18 protein-coding genes are annotated in these 18,933 nt (G+C 30.8%); 12 read left to right on the top strand and 6 right to left on the bottom strand.

The window, feature by feature from the left end; translation table 11 throughout:
• The first annotated feature begins 166 nt into the window (after positions 1 to 166).
• From spo0A to QNH17_RS21490, 5 genes are all read left to right on the top strand, one after another.
• Positions 167 to 958, top strand: coding sequence for a sporulation transcription factor Spo0A (spo0A, locus tag QNH17_RS21510; RefSeq protein WP_144547618.1), 792 nt, complete (start codon positions 167 to 169; stop codon positions 956 to 958).
• A 157-nt stretch (positions 959 to 1,115) separates the two neighbouring features.
• Complete coding sequence (locus QNH17_RS21505; protein ID WP_283875042.1) at positions 1,116 to 2,096, top strand: tyrosine-type recombinase/integrase; 981 nt, start codon at positions 1,116 to 1,118, stop codon at positions 2,094 to 2,096.
• A gap of 604 nt (positions 2,097 to 2,700) precedes the next feature.
• Entirely contained in the window at positions 2,701 to 3,918 is a 1,218-nt protein-coding gene (locus tag QNH17_RS21500) for a hypothetical protein (RefSeq protein ID WP_283875041.1), read from the top strand.
• Positions 3,919 to 4,282: 364 nt separating this feature from the next.
• Entirely contained in the window at positions 4,283 to 5,593 is a 1,311-nt protein-coding gene (locus tag QNH17_RS21495) for a hypothetical protein (RefSeq protein ID WP_283875040.1), read from the top strand.
• A gap of 601 nt (positions 5,594 to 6,194) precedes the next feature.
• The gene (locus QNH17_RS21490; protein ID WP_283875038.1) at positions 6,195 to 7,079 is read left to right on the top strand and encodes an HNH endonuclease; all 885 of its coding nucleotides are present in this window, start codon (positions 6,195 to 6,197) and stop codon (positions 7,077 to 7,079) included.
• A 176-nt stretch (positions 7,080 to 7,255) separates the two neighbouring features.
• On the opposite strand, the gene QNH17_RS21485 is transcribed toward QNH17_RS21490, so the two are convergent.
• Positions 7,256 to 7,807, bottom strand: a complete 552-nt coding sequence (locus QNH17_RS21485) for a hypothetical protein (protein ID WP_283875037.1) — start codon at positions 7,805 to 7,807, stop codon at positions 7,256 to 7,258.
• Positions 7,808 to 7,884: 77 nt separating this feature from the next.
• A complete protein-coding gene (locus tag QNH17_RS21480) occupies positions 7,885 to 8,193 on the bottom strand; it encodes a DUF4236 domain-containing protein (protein ID WP_283875036.1) in 309 nt (102 codons plus the stop codon).
• Positions 8,194 to 8,867: 674 nt separating this feature from the next.
• Here QNH17_RS21480 and QNH17_RS21475 point away from each other — a divergent pair.
• A complete protein-coding gene (locus tag QNH17_RS21475) occupies positions 8,868 to 9,089 on the top strand; it encodes a hypothetical protein (protein ID WP_283875034.1) in 222 nt (73 codons plus the stop codon).
• 339 nt (positions 9,090 to 9,428) lie between these two features.
• On the opposite strand, the gene QNH17_RS21470 is transcribed toward QNH17_RS21475, so the two are convergent.
• Positions 9,429 to 9,620, bottom strand: coding sequence for a hypothetical protein (locus QNH17_RS21470; protein WP_283875033.1), 192 nt, complete (start codon positions 9,618 to 9,620; stop codon positions 9,429 to 9,431).
• A gap of 232 nt (positions 9,621 to 9,852) precedes the next feature.
• Here QNH17_RS21470 and QNH17_RS21465 point away from each other — a divergent pair, with 232 nt between their 5' ends.
• From QNH17_RS21465 to QNH17_RS21450, 4 genes are all read left to right on the top strand, one after another.
• A complete protein-coding gene (locus tag QNH17_RS21465; RefSeq protein ID WP_283875032.1) occupies positions 9,853 to 10,443 on the top strand; it encodes a recombinase family protein in 591 nt (196 codons plus the stop codon).
• A gap of 69 nt (positions 10,444 to 10,512) precedes the next feature.
• Complete coding sequence (locus QNH17_RS21460) at positions 10,513 to 10,710, top strand: hypothetical protein (RefSeq protein ID WP_283875031.1); 198 nt, start codon at positions 10,513 to 10,515, stop codon at positions 10,708 to 10,710.
• Between the two features lie 406 nt (positions 10,711 to 11,116).
• On the top strand, positions 11,117 to 12,400 hold the full coding sequence (locus QNH17_RS21455) for an AAA family ATPase (protein WP_283879567.1): 1,284 nt from the start codon (positions 11,117 to 11,119) through the stop codon (positions 12,398 to 12,400).
• On the top strand, positions 12,381 to 13,442 hold the full coding sequence (locus tag QNH17_RS21450; protein WP_283875029.1) for an McrC family protein: 1,062 nt from the start codon (positions 12,381 to 12,383) through the stop codon (positions 13,440 to 13,442). Before QNH17_RS21455 ends, QNH17_RS21450 begins: the two co-directional genes overlap by 20 nt.
• Positions 13,443 to 13,611: 169 nt before the next feature.
• Here QNH17_RS21450 and QNH17_RS21445 read toward each other — a convergent pair whose 3' ends face one another.
• A complete protein-coding gene (locus tag QNH17_RS21445) occupies positions 13,612 to 14,028 on the bottom strand; it encodes a very short patch repair endonuclease (protein WP_283875028.1) in 417 nt (138 codons plus the stop codon).
• Between the two features lie 257 nt (positions 14,029 to 14,285).
• On the opposite strand from QNH17_RS21445, the gene QNH17_RS21440 reads away from it, so the two are divergent.
• Positions 14,286 to 14,498 carry a hypothetical protein gene (locus tag QNH17_RS21440; RefSeq protein ID WP_283875027.1) on the top strand — a complete coding sequence of 71 codons (213 nt, stop codon included), beginning with the start codon at positions 14,286 to 14,288 and terminating at the stop codon, positions 14,496 to 14,498.
• A gap of 43 nt (positions 14,499 to 14,541) precedes the next feature.
• Entirely contained in the window at positions 14,542 to 15,729 is a 1,188-nt protein-coding gene (dcm, locus tag QNH17_RS21435) for a DNA (cytosine-5-)-methyltransferase (RefSeq protein WP_283875026.1), read from the top strand.
• A gap of 419 nt (positions 15,730 to 16,148) precedes the next feature.
• Here dcm and QNH17_RS21430 read toward each other — a convergent pair whose 3' ends face one another.
• Both QNH17_RS21430 and QNH17_RS21425 read right to left on the bottom strand, forming a co-directional pair.
• Entirely contained in the window at positions 16,149 to 17,450 is a 1,302-nt protein-coding gene (locus QNH17_RS21430; RefSeq protein ID WP_283875025.1) for a phospholipase D-like domain-containing protein, read from the bottom strand.
• Between the two features lie 528 nt (positions 17,451 to 17,978).
• Positions 17,979 to 18,527 (bottom strand): HNH endonuclease, encoded by a 549-nt coding sequence (locus QNH17_RS21425; protein ID WP_283875024.1) that lies wholly within the window; start codon positions 18,525 to 18,527, stop codon positions 17,979 to 17,981.
• Positions 18,528 to 18,933 lie beyond the last annotated feature (406 nt).

Below are 18,933 nucleotides of genomic sequence, written 5' to 3'. Positions count from 1 at the left end.
AGAAAAGATAAGATTTTATCACTATTTTAAGAAATATTAAAAAAATGAGAGGAATTTTTGTTGCATTGTCGAATTTCTAATTTAGAATATAATTAAGACAATACAACTGATTAAGAATATAAGTTGAAATAGAGTTTATGATTTGAACCCTGAGGAGGAACTGGAAGTGAAGAAAATTAAAGTATGTGTCGTTGATGACAATAGGGAACTAGTAGGATTATTAGAGGACTTTATTTCGTCCCAGGATGATATGGAAGTGGCAGGGATTGCTCACAATGGTCAGGAATGTTTAGAAATGTTAGCGCAAACCGATCCTGATGTTCTAGTTTTAGATATTATCATGCCCCACCTAGATGGCTTAGCTGTACTAGAGCGCCTCCGTGAAATTAAAAAAGGAGTTTTGCCAAATGTAATTATGTTAACGGCATTTGGACAAGAAGATGTTACGAAAAAAGCGGTTGAACTTGGTGCATCGTACTTTATTTTGAAACCATTTGATATGGAGAATCTAGGCAGCCATATTAGACAAGTTAGTGGAAATACTAATTCGTTTACCCGAAAATCAACAACCACCACATACCGTACTCAAACTGAACAAAAACCTAAAAATTTAGATGCCAGTATTACAAGTATCATTCATGAAATTGGTGTCCCAGCCCATATTAAAGGGTACTTATATTTACGAGAAGCCATCTCAATGGTTTATAATGATATCGAACTTTTAGGTTCCATTACGAAAGTGTTGTATCCAGACATCGCTAAAAAATATAACACGACCGCAAGTCGTGTAGAACGGGCCATCCGCCATGCGATTGAAGTTGCATGGAGCCGTGGAAATATTGATTCCATTTCCTCTTTGTTCGGATATACAGTGAGCATGTCCAAGGCAAAACCAACCAATTCCGAGTTCATTGCAATGGTTGCTGACAAGCTTCGTCTAGAGCATAAAGCATCTTGAAAATAGGTGTATCAAGGGTTTAGGTTAATTGCTAAACCAACCAATACCTTAAAAATTAACTTAATTTCGGAATTAGAGCCAATAAACTTTTACCATCTCACCCAATGAATCCTTTGATTTGTTGGGTTTTGTATTTGTTGGGATGGGAGTGTAAATAATGAAATTAACTGAATTAGAGTTTTATCTTGAGGACTTTTTATTGGCATGTCAAAGTAAGAATTTGTCACCTAAGACCTTATCATCGTATGAGCAGTCTTTAAAGCTATTTCTAGCCTATTTGAAAGCTGAACATGGTGTAGAAGATGTTCAAAGAGTTAAGGCAGGACATATACGGCAATATGTGGCTTATTTGCAAGAAAGAGGAAAATACACCGTAGTAAATCGAGAAGTATCCAAAACGATTAATCATCCTCAAAATCGTAGGGATTTCAAAAAGACAGTTTCGAATGTAACCATTAATAACTACATTCGAAATATAAAAGTGTTTTTTAATTGGTTGGAACAAGAAGGGGAACTACACAAGAATCCTGTCACCAACATTGGACAAATTAAAACGGAAAGAAGGCAAAAGGCAGGAATCGACCAAGAAGAATTTAATCGATTGCTTTCACAGTTTGACTACACTAAGTTTCATGGGTACAGAAATAAAGTTATTACTATGATTCTTCAGGATACAGGGATGAGAATTACCGAATGTTTAGCTTTAGATGTAGAATCGATTGATTTTAAACATCGAATGATTTTAGTCACCAGAACAAAAGGGAGAAAGGAAAGGTATGTCTACTTTTCTCAAGTTATGGCAAGAGAACTAAAACATTACTTGAAATTTAAAGACAGATATACAGAAACGAATTTGCTCTTCCCTACAACAAGAAACACAATTCTTACTATCCACTCCTTTGAAAAGCAACTTAAACAAGCGGGGGAAAAGATAGGACTTAATATACACCCACATCAAATACGAAATAACTTTGCTAGGCATTATTTGCTTAATGGTGGTGACTTTTACACACTTTCAAGGATTTTAGGGCATAGTTCGGTGACAGTTACAGAAAAAGCCTATATGGACTTAACAAGGGAAGAGATTGCGAAGAAGTATCAACAACATAGTCCTTTGTCTAAATGGAATATTAGATAATACACTTGCGGTAGCTACTCCGTAGCTCCGCATAGACCGCACTCTGTGCGGTAGCCTATGACCTGCTTTGACGATCTAATACTGAAGGTAATACCCTAGACAAACAATTGAACTGAAAAATTGCCCTTAATAAAGCGGGTTTTTTATTATAACGTTGAAAATATGTCAATAGTTATGTAGCGTATTTTTTGACTTTTTTTATTATTTATGGTATAATATTTAGTATAGTCAGGTTTTAAGTGACTATAAAAACACATAACATTAGAACTAAATAAAACATTAGAATAAACAAAATCAAACACAAATTTTCCTCTTTTAATGAGGTTATTTGTGTTTTTTTGTTTTCTAGAACATACGGACAAATGATGTTAAGGGAGTGAAAAAAGAAGTTTAAATTTAAGCGAGCCTTTGTGCTACTTGTGGCTAGGCTTTAAATGTGGAGCGTAGCGGAACATTTAAAGGATGGTGGACAAGTAGCGAGTGAAACCAGATGGTAAATGAAAAGGGAATAGAAAAGTACGTAAAATCGAGTAATAGTAATTGTATATACTATTATACGATTATACGTCCATTTACAAATTCGAAAATTAGAGGAGTATAAACGATGACAGTAGAAAAGACATTACGTGAAGTGGTGGAATTACATGGGACTGAAGAACAAAGGAAATGTGTTTTAGAGGGGAAAAAGTGGAGAAAAGAAAGCAACGACGCTTTAATGAAGGAGCTTGATTCCATTTATGAATCTGTTGATGTAAAGGGTAAAGGTTATTCAAAGAAATTTATCTTTGGTGAAGAGAAAGTAATAAAATCAGATAAAAAAGATAATCGAGTAAATAACGGAAAGGGGCAAGTCCCTTTGAAATATGAGCAAGCGTTTCCGATTATGATGTTGCAGACTTTACTAGAAAGACAAGATGCTACACCTTTAACAGTTATTGGTTGGTTACAAAAAATGGGGTTTATCACAACAGAAATGTTTAAAGCATGTAAAATTAGATATAACGACAAGGTATTAGGAACTGAATCATCAAAGTTAGTGAAGTTGAAAAAAATCAACGAAGGTGAAGATTATCTTGTTAAAGACTATCTTGTTAAAGAAGTCGAAAGACTAAGTAAATATTTCATGCACGTTGTAAAAAAATTAAAGGATGCAAAAATTATCACTCACCAATCGTACACGATGGCTAAATGTGAAATACCAGTAATTAATGAGTATTATGCAGGTGGGCAAATGGTGAGAGATGTAAATCATCAAACTAGATATATTGAGTTGTCACCTTATGTTTTAGAACAAATTTCAACCATCCAAGCAAACCTGCAAAATTCGATTGAATTTAGAGAACTAACGATTACAGATATTAATAAATACAAGAACAAGCCATTGGTAATGGAGTACTGGAAAGAGTGCAAGAAACAATTGAATGAGGTAATAGATGAATCAGGAGAGCGTTTATATATAGAATTAGTTTATGATGCACATGCACTTTTCATAAAAGCAGGTCGAAACCCAATCATTAAATGGTTAGAGAAGAATAATCGTGAAGCAATTGACACATACAATAGCGATGACATGAAATACTTTCTTGAGAACAGAATGGAGTTTCACGAGACATTACATAATTATGTTGTTGAATTAGCAGAGAAAAGACAAAAGAAATTTCAAGAGGATGAAAAAGCAAAAGTCAGTGAATTAGGTGGGAAAATCAATCTTAGGCAGTTTGAAGATGACAAATATAAAAAGGTGAAGGACTTAATGCTTAAAGGGAAATATGTAGAAGCATATCAAAAACTACAAGAATACTATGGATACACTTTTAAATAAAAAATATTTGTAATGATTAATTAATAGATATGAGGTATTGGAATATTTGATTAACCTTATATAAACATACATATAATGCTAATCAAGCATTTCAAACACAAACTTACAGAGAACCCCTATCTAATTAGAAATGGGGTTTTTATATTTTTTTTAATTTACATAACTATTGTGTTGTTACGTATCAAAAATCCTAATATCTTTTCAGACTAAGGTCTAAAAAATGGTGTCAATTTAGATTGTTTTTTGTGCGTAGTATACGTGTTATGGTTTTGAGCTGAGCTATTTTGAAAATAATATTGTTTTGATATACAAATATTGTTACGATGGGGAAAATGTGTAATATTTTAGTATGGAGTTGATTTTTATGATAAAAGAAGTAATATGTTTTGACTGTCTTGATCTTGATAAAACTTTGGCACGTTTAGATATGCCACCATTGGAAAGTGTGAGTAATTACGATAAATATTTAGAAACATATATTGGGGTTTATGACGATGATTTATTTGAAACATTATATAAACATGAAATAGATAAAATTGATTGGAAAAACTACGAAGATAATAATTATGCTAGTGTTAATGTTGAATTAAAATGTTCTCAGTGTAAGACGTCAATCCTCTTCGGATCTCGATTCATAAAAAAAGCTAATATTAATGAGTTTATAACCCAAGTTTTTTCTTTAATTGGTGATAAATTATCTAGATATATTGAATTTTGCTCTAGATGTGAATTAATAAAAGATTTTCTTGTTTATAACAGCATTTTAGAAAGTGAGACTGGAAGAAGCGTAACTGTTCCAGGGCAATCTATTGAGGAGTTTCTAACTAAATTTTATGTGCCTAAAGGATATATTAATAACCTTTTACCTCATCTAGCATGTGAAAACTGTGAATCCATTTTATCTGAAGAAGATAATGGAGATCAGGAACTTAGGATATACAACTATAAAGATATCGATGAATATTTAAAAGTAGATTTAGAGGAACTTACACAATATGCGGATTCATATGGAATAAATATTAAAAAAGTGGAAGTAACTAATTTTTCAAAATTTCTGCAAGAAAATGCCATGCTTGGGTTTAAGCATTCGGTGGGTTTACAATTATTTGAACTATTTGAGATGATTTATCGCAACAATGAATTTATTTCCCTTGAAAACATAAATCTTTATAGAGGAAGGGTCAGAAAAACTGGAACAAAACAGTTTTTAGGGAGTGAAATGTGGAATCCTCCGATTGGTGTTTCTTCTCACGGAAGATATAATCTAGTGGGTTCTTCTGTTTTGTATTTGACAGACAATATACAATATATTCCATATGAATTAAACTATAAGAGTTCTGAAGTGCTTGATATAGCTACATTTCATATTAATAAACCAATTAAGATACTGGATTTAAGTTCTATGTATGGGGAGTTTGGGCGTATACTTTCTACAAGTCCAAACAGTTCTAATGTATTAAAATTAGAATACCTGCTTACCAATTATATAGCTGAGTGTTGTAGATACATTGGTTTTAATGGAATAAAATATAATGGAGTTAAAAAAGGCGAATATAAAAATTATGCTTTATTAAGTTATGATAAGGATATTGATATATGTATTAATGATATTAAAACCTATAGTGCAGAAATAAAGTATTTACTATCTGATTTTATTAGTGATAAAGAAGAGTAGGGTCATTTACCTGCTCTTTTTTGGTTCAAAAGAACTTTATGATTGGAAGGTGTAATAGTACTTCCGCTCCTGCAATCTGATGTAAAAACAGTAACGTGTAAAGCATTAGAGAATACACTTTATTGACAATATTTTAACGTGTGAAAATTGCAAACACTTTCTGTAACGGAAGTTCGAAAAAATAATTACTAAATTAGGGTAATGTAACACACTAAAGTTTACACATATCTATCTATAGAGGTGTGATTTTCTTTAAGAAAATAAAAGATAAGAACATCACTTCAAACACGAATAAACCCATTTAGTTCGGTTTTTTGCTGTATAAAATTCGATTTTTATCAAATGGAATTATTTTATTGCAAAAATTTATCTTCCAAACTCTTGTATTATATTAACAAATTTTTACGTGTTGAATAAGGAGGAAGTTGCGGTCGTTTCCTTTCACTATTTATTCTTTCCATTAAAGAATAGCTCGATTGTTCTAGATTTTATATAATAAAAAACGAGTGTTACAAGTAAAAATTAATTTAAATCTTCATGTACTTGAAGTTAATATTAGTCATTTGTTTAGGAGCGAATTAAATATTAGGAGCAAAAAAGAATGAAAAAAAATAATTTTATTGAACGGTTAAAAGAAGATTCTAAAATTATTTTCTATAATGTAGATCAATTAAAAGAAAAAACTAAGGAAAATAAGGATTGGGTATCTTTTGTTTTTAACACAGTTTCTGAAGAGACAAAAGATTTAATAACTTATTTTGTAGATCTAATTACAAAAGATGAAAATCAAATATACCACATTAAAAATTTCGAGGATGGTTCAGGTTTTCGCTTAGCAATTGGTGCAGTGCTACGACAAAAAGAGAAATTTATTATATTTAGAAATTTCCTTGAGAAAAATCCAGATTTTTACGAACAAGAAAAGACTGAAGAATGGGAAATGAAAGACGAAGAACTTCAGGAAAGTATTAAAGGAATTGGTTATTATTTTAACGAAGTCATGACATTTTTTGAAGTTCAAGAAATAAATAATAATGAGTTATTAACTCTTATGGATAAAGGAAGATTGGAAGTAATTGATAGAACTGAAAAAGAACAGATTATTAAGTCACGAATTGGCCAATCAGTTTTTAGAAATAAATTGTTAAACATTGAAATGAAATGTAAATTATGTGGTGCTTCGGACGAGCGGTTTTTAATCGCAAGTCATATTAAGCCGTGGGTTCATTCAAATAATAAAGAAAGATTAGATGTCGACAATGGCTTACTTCTTTGTCCAAATCATGATGCTTTATTTGATAAAGGTTATATTAGCTTTGAAGATAATGGGGATATTTTGATTTCAGCTAGCATAGATGAGTCAACAAGGCTTTTATTTAACATCAATAACAAGTTTAAGATTAAAATGAACAAAAAACAATTACAGTATATGCAGTGGCATAGAGAGAATAAATTCGTAAAAAATAATATGACAACTGAATTATAAAATTATATTAATAAGAAATTTATAAGTCGTACAAGCACAGTGAAAACGATTGAAAACCCTCATTTTTTATAGGGGGTTCTTACATAAATGAGAAGTTTTATTCATAGTATTGCTATTTTGTACGCTAGTGTGGTAAGAAAAGAGGGGACTACAATTCGTAGTCTCCTACTTTGTTTTTAGAGTTTGAATGTAATTTGTTCAAAGCAGTTTGGACATACAACAATAGCTGTGCCTTCTTCATCAAAATCTGATTCAAAAAGAGGGATTTCACCATTACACTCAGGATTAGGGCATTGTGGTAACATAGATGCTTCATCACTATTAAGTAAAGCTTCTTCCTCTTCTTCAGAGATACCAACTTGATATTCCTCCGAGCAATGCTGGCAGTAAACCCACCAACAGTCATTTTCGTCATCTTCTCTGATTTGCCAATTTTCTACGATGTCTTTTGTAAAACAATTGGTACAGGTGAGTTCAAATTCATCTTCTTCCACAGCATCCGATTTATCATCAAATGTTTCGAAATGAGATTCCATTATTTTCCTAAAGGATGAATACCAGTTCATTAATTCGTCAGCAACCGATTCATCCTTAACAAGTAAAGTATATTCAGTTATAAAGCCATTATCAAAAATTAATCTTACTTCAACATCTCGATATTTTTTAAATAAGAACCTGCCTTCTCGTACATCCTTCTCAATTTTAATTTGGTCGATGGAATAATACATTTCGTCTCCACCTAGTTCAAGGTTATGTGTTTTAATATGAATAACTCCATTATAAAAAGACACTGTAGATGGTTGATTTAATAACACGGACAGTGAAGCTCTTTCGCCATCTTCGATTTTATTTCGAACAGTGCCTGCAAACTCATAAAGCAAACGAGTTGCAGATTGATAAAGATTATAACCTTCCGATTTTGTTTTTTGGAACCAACCGTTTCTTGATAAGAGATGCCTGTCCCCGGAATAGATGCTGTTACTCTGGTTTTTCCATCAGCACCATGACTAATACGCAATCCTTTTGTGCCTGCACTTATTCCTATCCCATTTTTTCCAGCATTTAATCTTACACCGCCACCAAGATTAAGACTTTTTTTATAACGAAATCCCATTTTAATCCCCTCTATCCAAATCTTGTATTTAAATGTAATTATAAGGTTTTTCTTGAGAATAGTCATTAGTGTAGTGGGAAAATTAAGAATTTAACAAAAATTAAACTCTTTGCTTCAATTAAAGTTCGTAAGGTGATTAAGTGTTCTTTTTTTGCAAAATGTAAATGTTTTATTGTGAAACCATCAAAACAGGTCATTTGACATAATTTTCACGTTTGTTAGGAAGAGATTATAATGTTGAAAACATCAATACTTATCTAAGGAATGTAATTACGGATAGACTACACTTTAACGGTAATGAACAAGTGTAAAGGAAACCTAGACGTATCAAGGGTATCAATACTTATATTTATTACCGTTTGAACGTTATTGTAAATTTTAGCTAAGCAAAATTAAAGAAGGTATTAATCTATCTAAATGGTGGGTTTTTACACGAAGAAGTGTTCTGCTCCTCCAACCCTGTTAAAAACGATTGACGTATGAAAGCTACCTAGAACAACCTTATTTAACAGGGTTTTATCGTGTGAATGACCGTGAACGAGAGAAAATAAATCTCATCCATATAATTTTCTAGTATTTTCCTATTCCTCTAGTATACATAAGTAGAATAGGTAACTAGGTAACTTTACATGGTTGGCTTTCTAGTTATACTCGTGGTCAGGAGGTGAGAATTGATGAGCAAGACAAACTCTGTAGAAATAAAATGTACAAATCCAAAGTGTGGCGAATGGTTTCGTTCTCCTATAGGTTTTGGTGACATGGGTTCATTTGATACTTTTATGTTGTTAGGAAATACAGTCCAATGTCCGAAATGCAACACAATGACAGGGTGTAATAAAGAAAACATGAGAGTTAAGTCTGATGATGGTGGATTTCGAGGAAATGACACTTTCTAAAATTTACAATAAACACAACAAATATATCCAATGTGTTGAATACCAAGAACATCATATACATAGAAAAGCCAAATCCTTGATACATGAGGGTTTCGCTTTTGTTTTTATTACTTTTAAATGCAACATAAAGCATGTTTTTGTAGAATTTTACTCAAAGTCGAGTTTCAATCCTTTGATGTGAGCGTTCGCTTGTTACTTGAAGGAAAAAATATTATAAGTTACTTCATAATAATTTTTTACTAAATAATAATGCCACCTATTGTGAATGATTGTTTGAAGGTAGATACAAAAAAACTAGATTTTTTATAGAAAATAAAAGAAGCTTGATAGAAGCTTCTTTTATTTGATAGGTTCTTTTTTTACTTCTATAAATTTTGTAACTTTTTCATAAAGATCTTTATCTCCAGTATGTAGTTTAAAATAATCTTCTGGATTGCTAAGTAAGTAAGACACTAATGCTCTTACTTCGATATCATTTATGGTGTTTAAATCATCAAACTTAGGTGTCGTAGTTATTTTATATCCACTCATTTTTATTTCTCCCTTTTTTATTCTTATTTTATCACAGCAATATTGAATAAATCGAATACTCATAAAATGTAATTATGAATAATAGAAGGGTTTGTCTAAAAGTTTCAACTTTTGAACATCATACTAAAAATGTATAAAAGTTAGTCTGAAAAGGTGTTGCTATTGTCTAGAAGATAGTTTAAAATAAAAATATAAAATATAGTAAACTTTTAGACAAAAAGGAATGGTTAGAATGGCATTGATTGGTTACGCTAGAGTTTCAACGATCGGCCAGGAGAACGGATTAGAAACACAAAAGCAATTATTAAAAGAAGCAGGTTGCAAAAAGATATTCTTTGAAAAGGTAACAGGAACAAGCACAATAAAAAGAAATGAGCTAAAAGATGTTATGGAATTTTTGGAAAATGGTGATACACTAGCAGTAACAAAGATTGACCGGCTAGCACGTTCCATAATCGACCTAAACAAGATAGTCAAAGAACTAAATGACAAAGGTGTCAATATCCGTTTTCTAAAAGAGAATATGGAGTTTAATGCCAATAAAAATAATAATTCACTTCAAAATTTACTATTTAATATCCTGGGTTCATTTGCACAATTTGAAAGAGATATAATTGTAGAACGTACTGAAGAAGGTAGAGCGAGAGCCAAAAAGCAAGGGAAGCACATGGGGCGACCGGCACAAGACAAAAAGGCAATTCAAAAGGCATTAAAGTTATATGATGACAGGAAAACAAACGAAATGAGTGTAAATGATATTTCAAAAATAACAGGTGTGCCAAGATCGACAATCTATGCAGAATTGAAAAAAATTCAAGAGTAGTCATGTTACCATTACCGAGGGTAGTGCTTTTTTGAAATTAAACTATTAAACGTAGAAAGGAAGTTTACAATGAACGGAATATTGGGGGAAGTTGGTAAGGCGTTAATCACCCTACAAGCTGAAGGTGAAGTAGTCATTGAGAGGAATGAAGAACTTTATGTTGATGAAATTGTTTACTATGTTGAAGAAACTTTAAAAGGTGTGAAGGCTTCATATAAAACTGAAGTATTAGAGCCAAATGTGAAGATGAAGATAACGTTACAATAGAAAAATTGGTACAGGATCACCTCGTTTATGTAAAAATGAAAACAACAAAAGAAGTGTCGGTATAAATACCTACACTTCTTTTTAAATAACTTTACTTTTGCTAGTAATGAATCTATAGGAATAGCCACCTATTTTACTGGTTAATATGGGACAGTATTACCTGAGTATGGTAAGTACCTAACTAAGCTTAGGGGTACTTTTCACCAGTAATACTATTTTGATACTCAGTAAAACTTTGAGCTGACCCATCCCCACAATATGATTCAGATTTATTACGTAACTTCTCGAGAAAGTTTCTTACATTGTGTGATATAAAGAGATATATTGGGTTTATCGCTCGGACACTAACTAAAAGTTCGTAATAATAAAGAACTCCAAAAATGATTATGGAGGTTAAAAAGTGACTATGGAAGATACGATTTTAATTAAAATCAATAAATCATATGTTGAAGGAATGTCTGCTGAAGAACTATATAAAGCAACAAGTATAAGCTGGGTAATTAGCGTAGACAAATTAGAAGAGGGAAATTTAAAATATTTTTGTGCAGTGTACCAAAATAATATTAAAGAAGTTTATGAACTACATGGTCATGAGCCTGACCAAAATGAGGGGAAAGAGGCAAGATTTATTCTTATAGGTAGGCTCGCATCAGATGAGATCCGTAATAAGCTTATTAACCTTGACGTAAGCAATTTCCATAAGGGTAAAGGAAATCCAATAAAGTATAATAACCTAGAAACTTTGTTAAACTCCCGAAATAAAAACCAACTGCCTAATATTAAAGAAAATGATGAAGAGATACAAGTAGTAGAAAAAGAAGAAGAGTTACAAAAATTAGATGACATCTTTATTAGTGGTGCAATGCAATATAATATCATTGAATTACTAAAATATAAAAAAAACATTATCCTTCAAGGTTCTCCGGGAGTAGGTAAAACATATATAGCAGAAAAATTAATAAAAAATACTTTTAATATAACAGAAAAACAACTTTTACTGGTGCAGTTTCACCAATCCTTTTCTTATGAGGATTTTATTGAAGGTTATCGTCCCAATAAAGAGGGGAAATTTGAATTACAGGATGGTTTATTTAAACAATTTGTAGTAGATGCCTTACAAAATGCTGAAAGAGATTATTTCGTGATAATCGATGAAATTAATCGAGGAAACTTATCTAAAATTTTCGGTGAACTTTTTATGCTTATCGAAAATGACAAACGAGGGAAGAAGATTAAACTCGCTTATTCAAAAGAAGAGTTTACTGTACCTGGAAATATATATTTTATTGGCACTATGAATACTGCAGATAGATCATTGGCAAATTTAGATTTTGCCCTTAGAAGACGATTTTCTTTTGTTCACATTGAACCTGCATTTAATGGGGAAGCACTAGATAAATTTGTAACTTTTTTATCCAATAAGGGAATTAGCGAACAATTTGTTAATATGATCGTCCATAATATTAATAAAGTTAATCAAGAAATTAGAAATGATTTTCGCTTAGGAAAAGGGTTTGAAATTGGACATGCCTATTTTACAAATGTAAAGGGAGTTCATGAAATAAGTAATTGGTATAATAATATAGTTGAGTATGAATTAGTTCCTTTAATTGAAGAGTATTATTTCGATGATGAAATAAAGTGCAAAGAACTTATTGAGGTGCTAACAAGTGGACGATTCGAAATATAAAGTCCCAATCCGAAATCTATTCTGTATTTTATGTTATGCAAATGAAATCCCAGAGTTGGTACGAGCTATTAATAGTGCTGATAAGGATTTGCCCAATTTAATCGTTATTGCCAAACTATTTATTCAGGAAGCGGATCAAATTATTAAAAGAGACTTATATAAGAGTTATCGAAGTATTGAAGAAGAAACTAGTCAGTTAAGGGGAAAAGTTCTTTTTAATCCATCTATGCAACAAATTATGAATACTAAGTCGTATTTGACTTGTGAAATAGATGAGTTTGATGAAAATAACTTGCTGAATCAGTTATTAAAAACAACACTTTTAAATTTAATAGGCATAAGTCAGTTACCCCAAAAATTAAAAATAAATATTCGCTCACTATTGTATAGACTTTCAAAAGTGGAGACCATAAAGATACAACGTAAACATTTTATCAGTGTTCTGCTAAATAGAAATAATTTTTATTATCGCACAATGTTACTCTTAGCACGTCTTATTTATGAATTACAAAACGTGTCAGAGCAAGATGGTGAAATAAATTTGTTCGAAATATTAAACGATGAAAAGAAAATGCAGAAGATTTTTGAAAAGTTCATATTGAATTTTTATAAATACGAACAAATTGCTTTTCAATCTCGCGTTGAAAAGCTTAAATGGAATCTTGGCATTGGAAACCAAAATCTAGTTCCAGAGATGAATACTGATATTTCATTGTTTAGTAAAGATCAAAAACAGAAGATTATAATCGATGCCAAATATTATTCGAAAACATTAATTGATTACTTTGATGTAAGGAAAATAAGGAGTAGCCATTTATACCAACTTTACTCCTATTTGAACCACAGTCATGATACGATAAGCACACGAGGTATTTTGGTATATCCAACTAATGGAACTTCGATCGATGAAACATATTCGTTACCTATTCAAGTAGGTAATAAAATAATAGATACTACAATAAGAATTTATACGATTAATTTGAATCAAGATTGGGGAAAAATAAGGGAGCAAATGTTAGGGTTGTTAGATAATAAAATTTAGATGTATGTAAAAAACTACAATATTGAATGTAATATAATATAAAAATTCACTTTAACTTCATTTATACAGTTGAATGGAGAGTGATAAAACTGAAATAGAAACAAGACATCACACAAAAAAGAGCGATCAAATTTCGCTCTTTTTTTGTATTATTAAAAGTACACAATTATTACTCTGATTTACTTTTTTCAATAAAGTCAATAAGTTCACTTATTATCTGATCTAGACTTTGTTTAATCTCATGCTCCCATACTCTTTTTATATGCCATTTATTTTTCTTGTAATATTCATTGACTTCATCATCTCTTTTTTTATTTCGACTAAGTTTTTTATCCCAATATTCTTGGTTGCTTTTAGGTCTGCTACCATGTATAGGACAAGCGTGCCAAAAACATGAGTCGATAAAAATTACTATTTTATATTTTTGAATCGCTATATCTGGCTTTCCGAATAATGTTTTTACATTCTTCCTAAATCTAAATCCTTTTTTCCATAGTTCACGCGATACTAAACTTTCTAGTTTTGATTGAGATCGGATTGCTTTCATATTTTTTGTCCTTAATTCTTTGGATAAGTTATCAGCCATTATATACCTCGTGTAAATGGATTTCCTTTATACATTTAGTATTATATAATAATTCTTATTCTGCATTAAAAATATGAAGGGAAATCATTACAATTTTTTCTAGCCTTTTTATTTTTACCCATTTTGGTCTAATTAATTATTAACAAATTAATTAGGACAAGTATGAGAAGTATTGTATTATGAAGTTTCTTTGTAATCCAAAATCCAAATAAAAATATGATATAATTGATCGTTAACAATAAAAAAGGGTGATTATTTTGGATACTGGTTGGGGTGGAGCAAGAAAAGGTTCTGGTAGAAAAGAAATCCCTGAAAACTTAAAATTGAAAGGATATACCTTTCAATTAACAGAAACAGACATTAATTTTATAGAATCCTTTGAGGGAAAAAACAGAAGTGATTCATTAAGAAATCTAATTAAGGAATATAACAACTTGAAAAAACGAATTGTAATTTCAAGTGGAGAATGATAAGATAATTCTATAAAATTATCTTGAAAAGGGAGCTAAAATTGTGAACTATAAAGTAGGTAGTTTATTCGCTGGTGTCGGTGGTATTGATCTGGGATTTCAAAAGGCCACTTTTAAAGAAGACCAGTACGATATAATATGGGCAAATGAAATTGATGAGTACGCAGTTGAAACATATAGACATAATTTCGACCATCAAATGTTTCATGGTGACATTGAAAAAATAGTGAAACCTGAAAGAGAAGTAGATGAAGAAGAAAGAATGAAATATATTCAAATGCAGAAAGATATTCTAGGACAAAGAATAGATGTTTTAGTAGGTGGCTTCCCTTGTCAAGCTTTCAGTATAGCTGGTTTCAGAAAAGGTTTTGACGATGAAAGAGGGAATTTATTTTGGAGTATCGTAGATCTAATTAGATTATTAGATGAAAGTCAAGGCAAACCTTCTGTTCTTTGTCTTGAAAACGTAAAAAATCTTAAAACTCACGATAATGGTAGAACATATAAAGTAATTAAAAACCAATTAGAATATTTAGGCTATACGGTCAAAGAGAAGGTAATTAATACAAAAGATGTAACCCGATTGCCACAAAATCGTGAAAGAATTTATATCGTTGCATTTCTAGATTCAAAAGTTGCTGACCACTTTACTTTGTTTGAGGAAATTGACAAATTTAAACTCACAAAATCAGAAGAACAACGAAGAGAAGATATAAGAAGTGTTTTAGACCTTAATTTAACAAAGGAAGATAGCGAAAAATATTATTATACAAAAGAAAAATATCCATCTTATTTTTTAACTGAAGAAGAGTACCTAAGTATGGATGCGAAAGAAAGAAGAGAACAACGAGTAAATATTGAGGAACAAATCGATGAAGAATACGAGTTTTACCAAGTTAGAAGAGGTATGTATGTAAGGAAAAATAAAAATGGGGTTTGTCCTACTTTAACAGCAAATATGGGAACTGGAGGACACAATGTACCATTAATTAAGGTAAAAGATGGTGTAAGAAAATTAACCCCTGCTGAAACATTTAAAATACAAGGATTTCCAATCGGCTTTGGTTATACATTGCCTACTGAATATAAGGGGAGAGACTTTTCTGATGGCAGATTATATAAACAAGCTGGAAATGCAGTTTCTGTAGATGTTGTTTCATTAATTGCAAAAGAAATACTAAAGGCATTAACTTCTAATAAAGCTGTAGAAAAAGATGTTATTCATTCCTAACTGATAACCTGACAGCTATATCTTTAATAATTTCCCAATTTTCTAGATATCGGGATAGTTCACTTGCATTAATTGGGATTTTATAATACAATCCACATTCACATTGTTTATCTTCACATAAACATCACAGTTTTGAACTAGTAAGAATTTGACCTTGATTACTTTTGGGGGCATGGTCTATACCTTGCCCACCACTTTCTATCTTAAAAGCGAAACTGTTTTGTTTAGAGTATGAGCCTAGTTTTACAATAATAAGTGATACTGAGACAGTTCCTTCTCTTATATGAAATCATTTTTTCACTCTCAATTTTATATTGGGTAAAAGTGTAATTTATATTATATTACAAAAAGTTACAAAAAGTGTCTTTTCTAATTGTATACTAGATTATCGGCTAGACCCCAAAATAAGAGAATTATTGTTATTCAGCTTCAAATAGTTCGTCACGAAAAACTGGCAATCGTAATCGTGGATTATCTTTCTTCAATTCTTCTAATTTGCTACGCAAATCAATCTTCCATTTTTCAAACGCATAAGTTTCAGCTAAATCTATTTTGAAATTTTCATTATCAATTTTAGTTATTTTCAAACTATCAACACCCAAATCATTTAAACGTTTAAGTGTTAAAACTTCTCTAGCCCCTAATCCTAAAACATCATGTAAGATCCATTTACCTAAAATTGATTGTGGATTTGTTTGTAAACTTTTTCCATTTTCTTGTGTGCAACGAGCTTGAATTATTCTTCCATCCGGCAAATGTAAATTAAATCCATCCGAATTTTTTATTTCATTTTTATCGAAAGCATCAATAACAAAGAAACGAGGAAATAGTCTATGTATCCATGACGGAATAGTTGCATAAGCTTCAAATACTGGTCTAGGAGTTAACGAGCCTTTTGTTTTTGGTTTACCATTCCAAGCATTAAATCCTGAATGTTCTTCAACTGTAAAAGACACATCTGAATATAAAGGCAAGTAAATTACTTCCTCTATTTTTTGAATTGTTTTATCTTCAGCAAAATCAATCGTTCGCAATAACTCAAATGGATCATCAAATTGCCTAATAGGAACAGTTGTAATAATATTTGGTTTTGTTGCGTCAAATTCTTCTAACAAAACACTTTTACTTGCATAAAACTTATAATTTCTCAATCCATCAGTAAATGAAAATGTTTTTCCATTTGATGAAATCAATTTCAAGCTATCTTCTTGAACCAAGTCATATTTTGTTTCAATGATATTCATTACATCATCATCACGAGTAATATAATGATAAATATCATCGCCCTCCAGTGTATTATACAAACGCTTATCCAACCAAATACGCTCATTTCTCAATTTGGAAACTTTTGTAATTACTTCTTCAGGAGTGGCATGATCTATCAAAGGCCGAATTTCAGTTGGTGCTAACTTATTAAATTCAGCAACTTTTTGATAAGATAAATCACCAGTGTGAATCCATGTTTTTAATCCCACACCTACTTTCTTATCACCTACGTGAGCCAATGCATCAAAAGCACTATCTTTACGTGTCAAGTCCTCAACATTAAAACAGCGTTTATAAAGTTGTTCATGATTACGATAATAAAGATATGGCTTCTTTGCATTATTCCCCTCTTGATTATCTTTAAATAATCCTGACAACGAACCGAATATTTTCAAAAATCGAATATATTCTTCTTTTTCTTGTTCAGAAAATGTTTGCCATATAATATCTGCCATATAATCTCCCCAATAATTTCATTTTCTTTCATTGTCAATAATTGATTCATAACAACTAGATCTAATATCCACATTTGAAGTATTAAATCCAGCCAATATAGCACGGGATATAATTAAAGTATCACAAAAATTTTCAAGATCTTTATTATAATACACAAATTCGTTAGCAATATCTTTTATTCTGGTCGTACATAATTAACATTCTTAAACCTTTCGATTACTTTATTCCTAATATCCAGATCTTGAATCTCTGTAATAATTTTTTTGTAAGTAGTTTTTAATATCAACATTATTAGCAATTGAAGTAATTCTATTATTGATAGTTACAATGTTTTAACTTACAAATTCCTCCATACTTTCTACTCGTTTATAAATTTTGAGTCTCTCCCTTACTTCAGTATATTGTAAATATGGGTCTATAATAATAACAAAATATTAATTTTGTTTAATAAACCCATAAATTAGAATTTCCACCTATTAATTATTTTTATTGGAAAGATATTAATGTAATTCATCAAACTCTTTATATTATTTTAAAAATTCACTTTGTAAATCAGTGTATAAGTCAAGGCATTTATTATTTTCTAATTTAATATGCTCATACAGTCTTTTAGCAATAACTTTAATTGCTTTTTGCTCTTCATCTGATAGAGCAGGATATTTATATGGACCTTCCTCAATATGTTGTTTAATTTTTGCTTTTCTTTTCTCAACAGAAGGTAAATCACCATTTTCCTCACAAATTTTTACCAGGTGATCCTGCCATGATAAATACTTACCTGCTGAATCTTTTTTTCTGGTATTACAGTTTAAACAACAAGGAACTATATTGCCAGGGTGATGAAGTCCGCATTCTTCTCTGTTAAACATTAATAAATGTTCTATTTGTAGTTTTCCCGTTTTTCCACAGTACGCACATTGTTCGTGGAAGATATTGTTTTTAATATCATTCCAAATTTGTTGCCCTTTTCCATTTCCAGTATTAAATACACTTCCTAAGTAATATTCACCTACTTTTGTTAAAAAAGCCCTTACTGAAGTATTTGCAGAATCTGAAAACGTATTGTAAATTGCCAATTACAAAACCCCTTTCCAAAATTTAGAAATTAAATAATAAGAAAAAACTGGTTCTTTTTACATGTTTTACAACAGGATTTAATCATACGTATGGAATGTCTGTCAATAATTATGTGCCATCAGGAGCATTATAAAGAGCATTTAAAGGATAGGAGAAAAAATAAAGTTCTTTTACTGGTAGTGGGGGTACTTTTCACCATTTTTAATAATGGTGATAATGAATTATGCTATAGCTCTCCCGCTCCCGCAATCAGAGTTGATAACAGTACCGTGTAAAGCATAGGAAATACAGTTATTTGACAATATTTTAACGTGTTAATTTCTTGAATAAAAATATTAAATCGAAGTTGGAATTGATATTATTTAATTCATAATAAAATACTAATATGTCAATTTTACTTCCAAT

It is taken from the genome of Neobacillus sp. SuZ13 (genome assembly GCF_030123365.1).
Lineage (GTDB): Bacteria > Bacillota > Bacilli > Bacillales > Cytobacillaceae > Neobacillus.
Note: the sequence above shows the minus strand (reverse complement) of the source record. Positions and strands in the feature narration are given on the sequence as shown.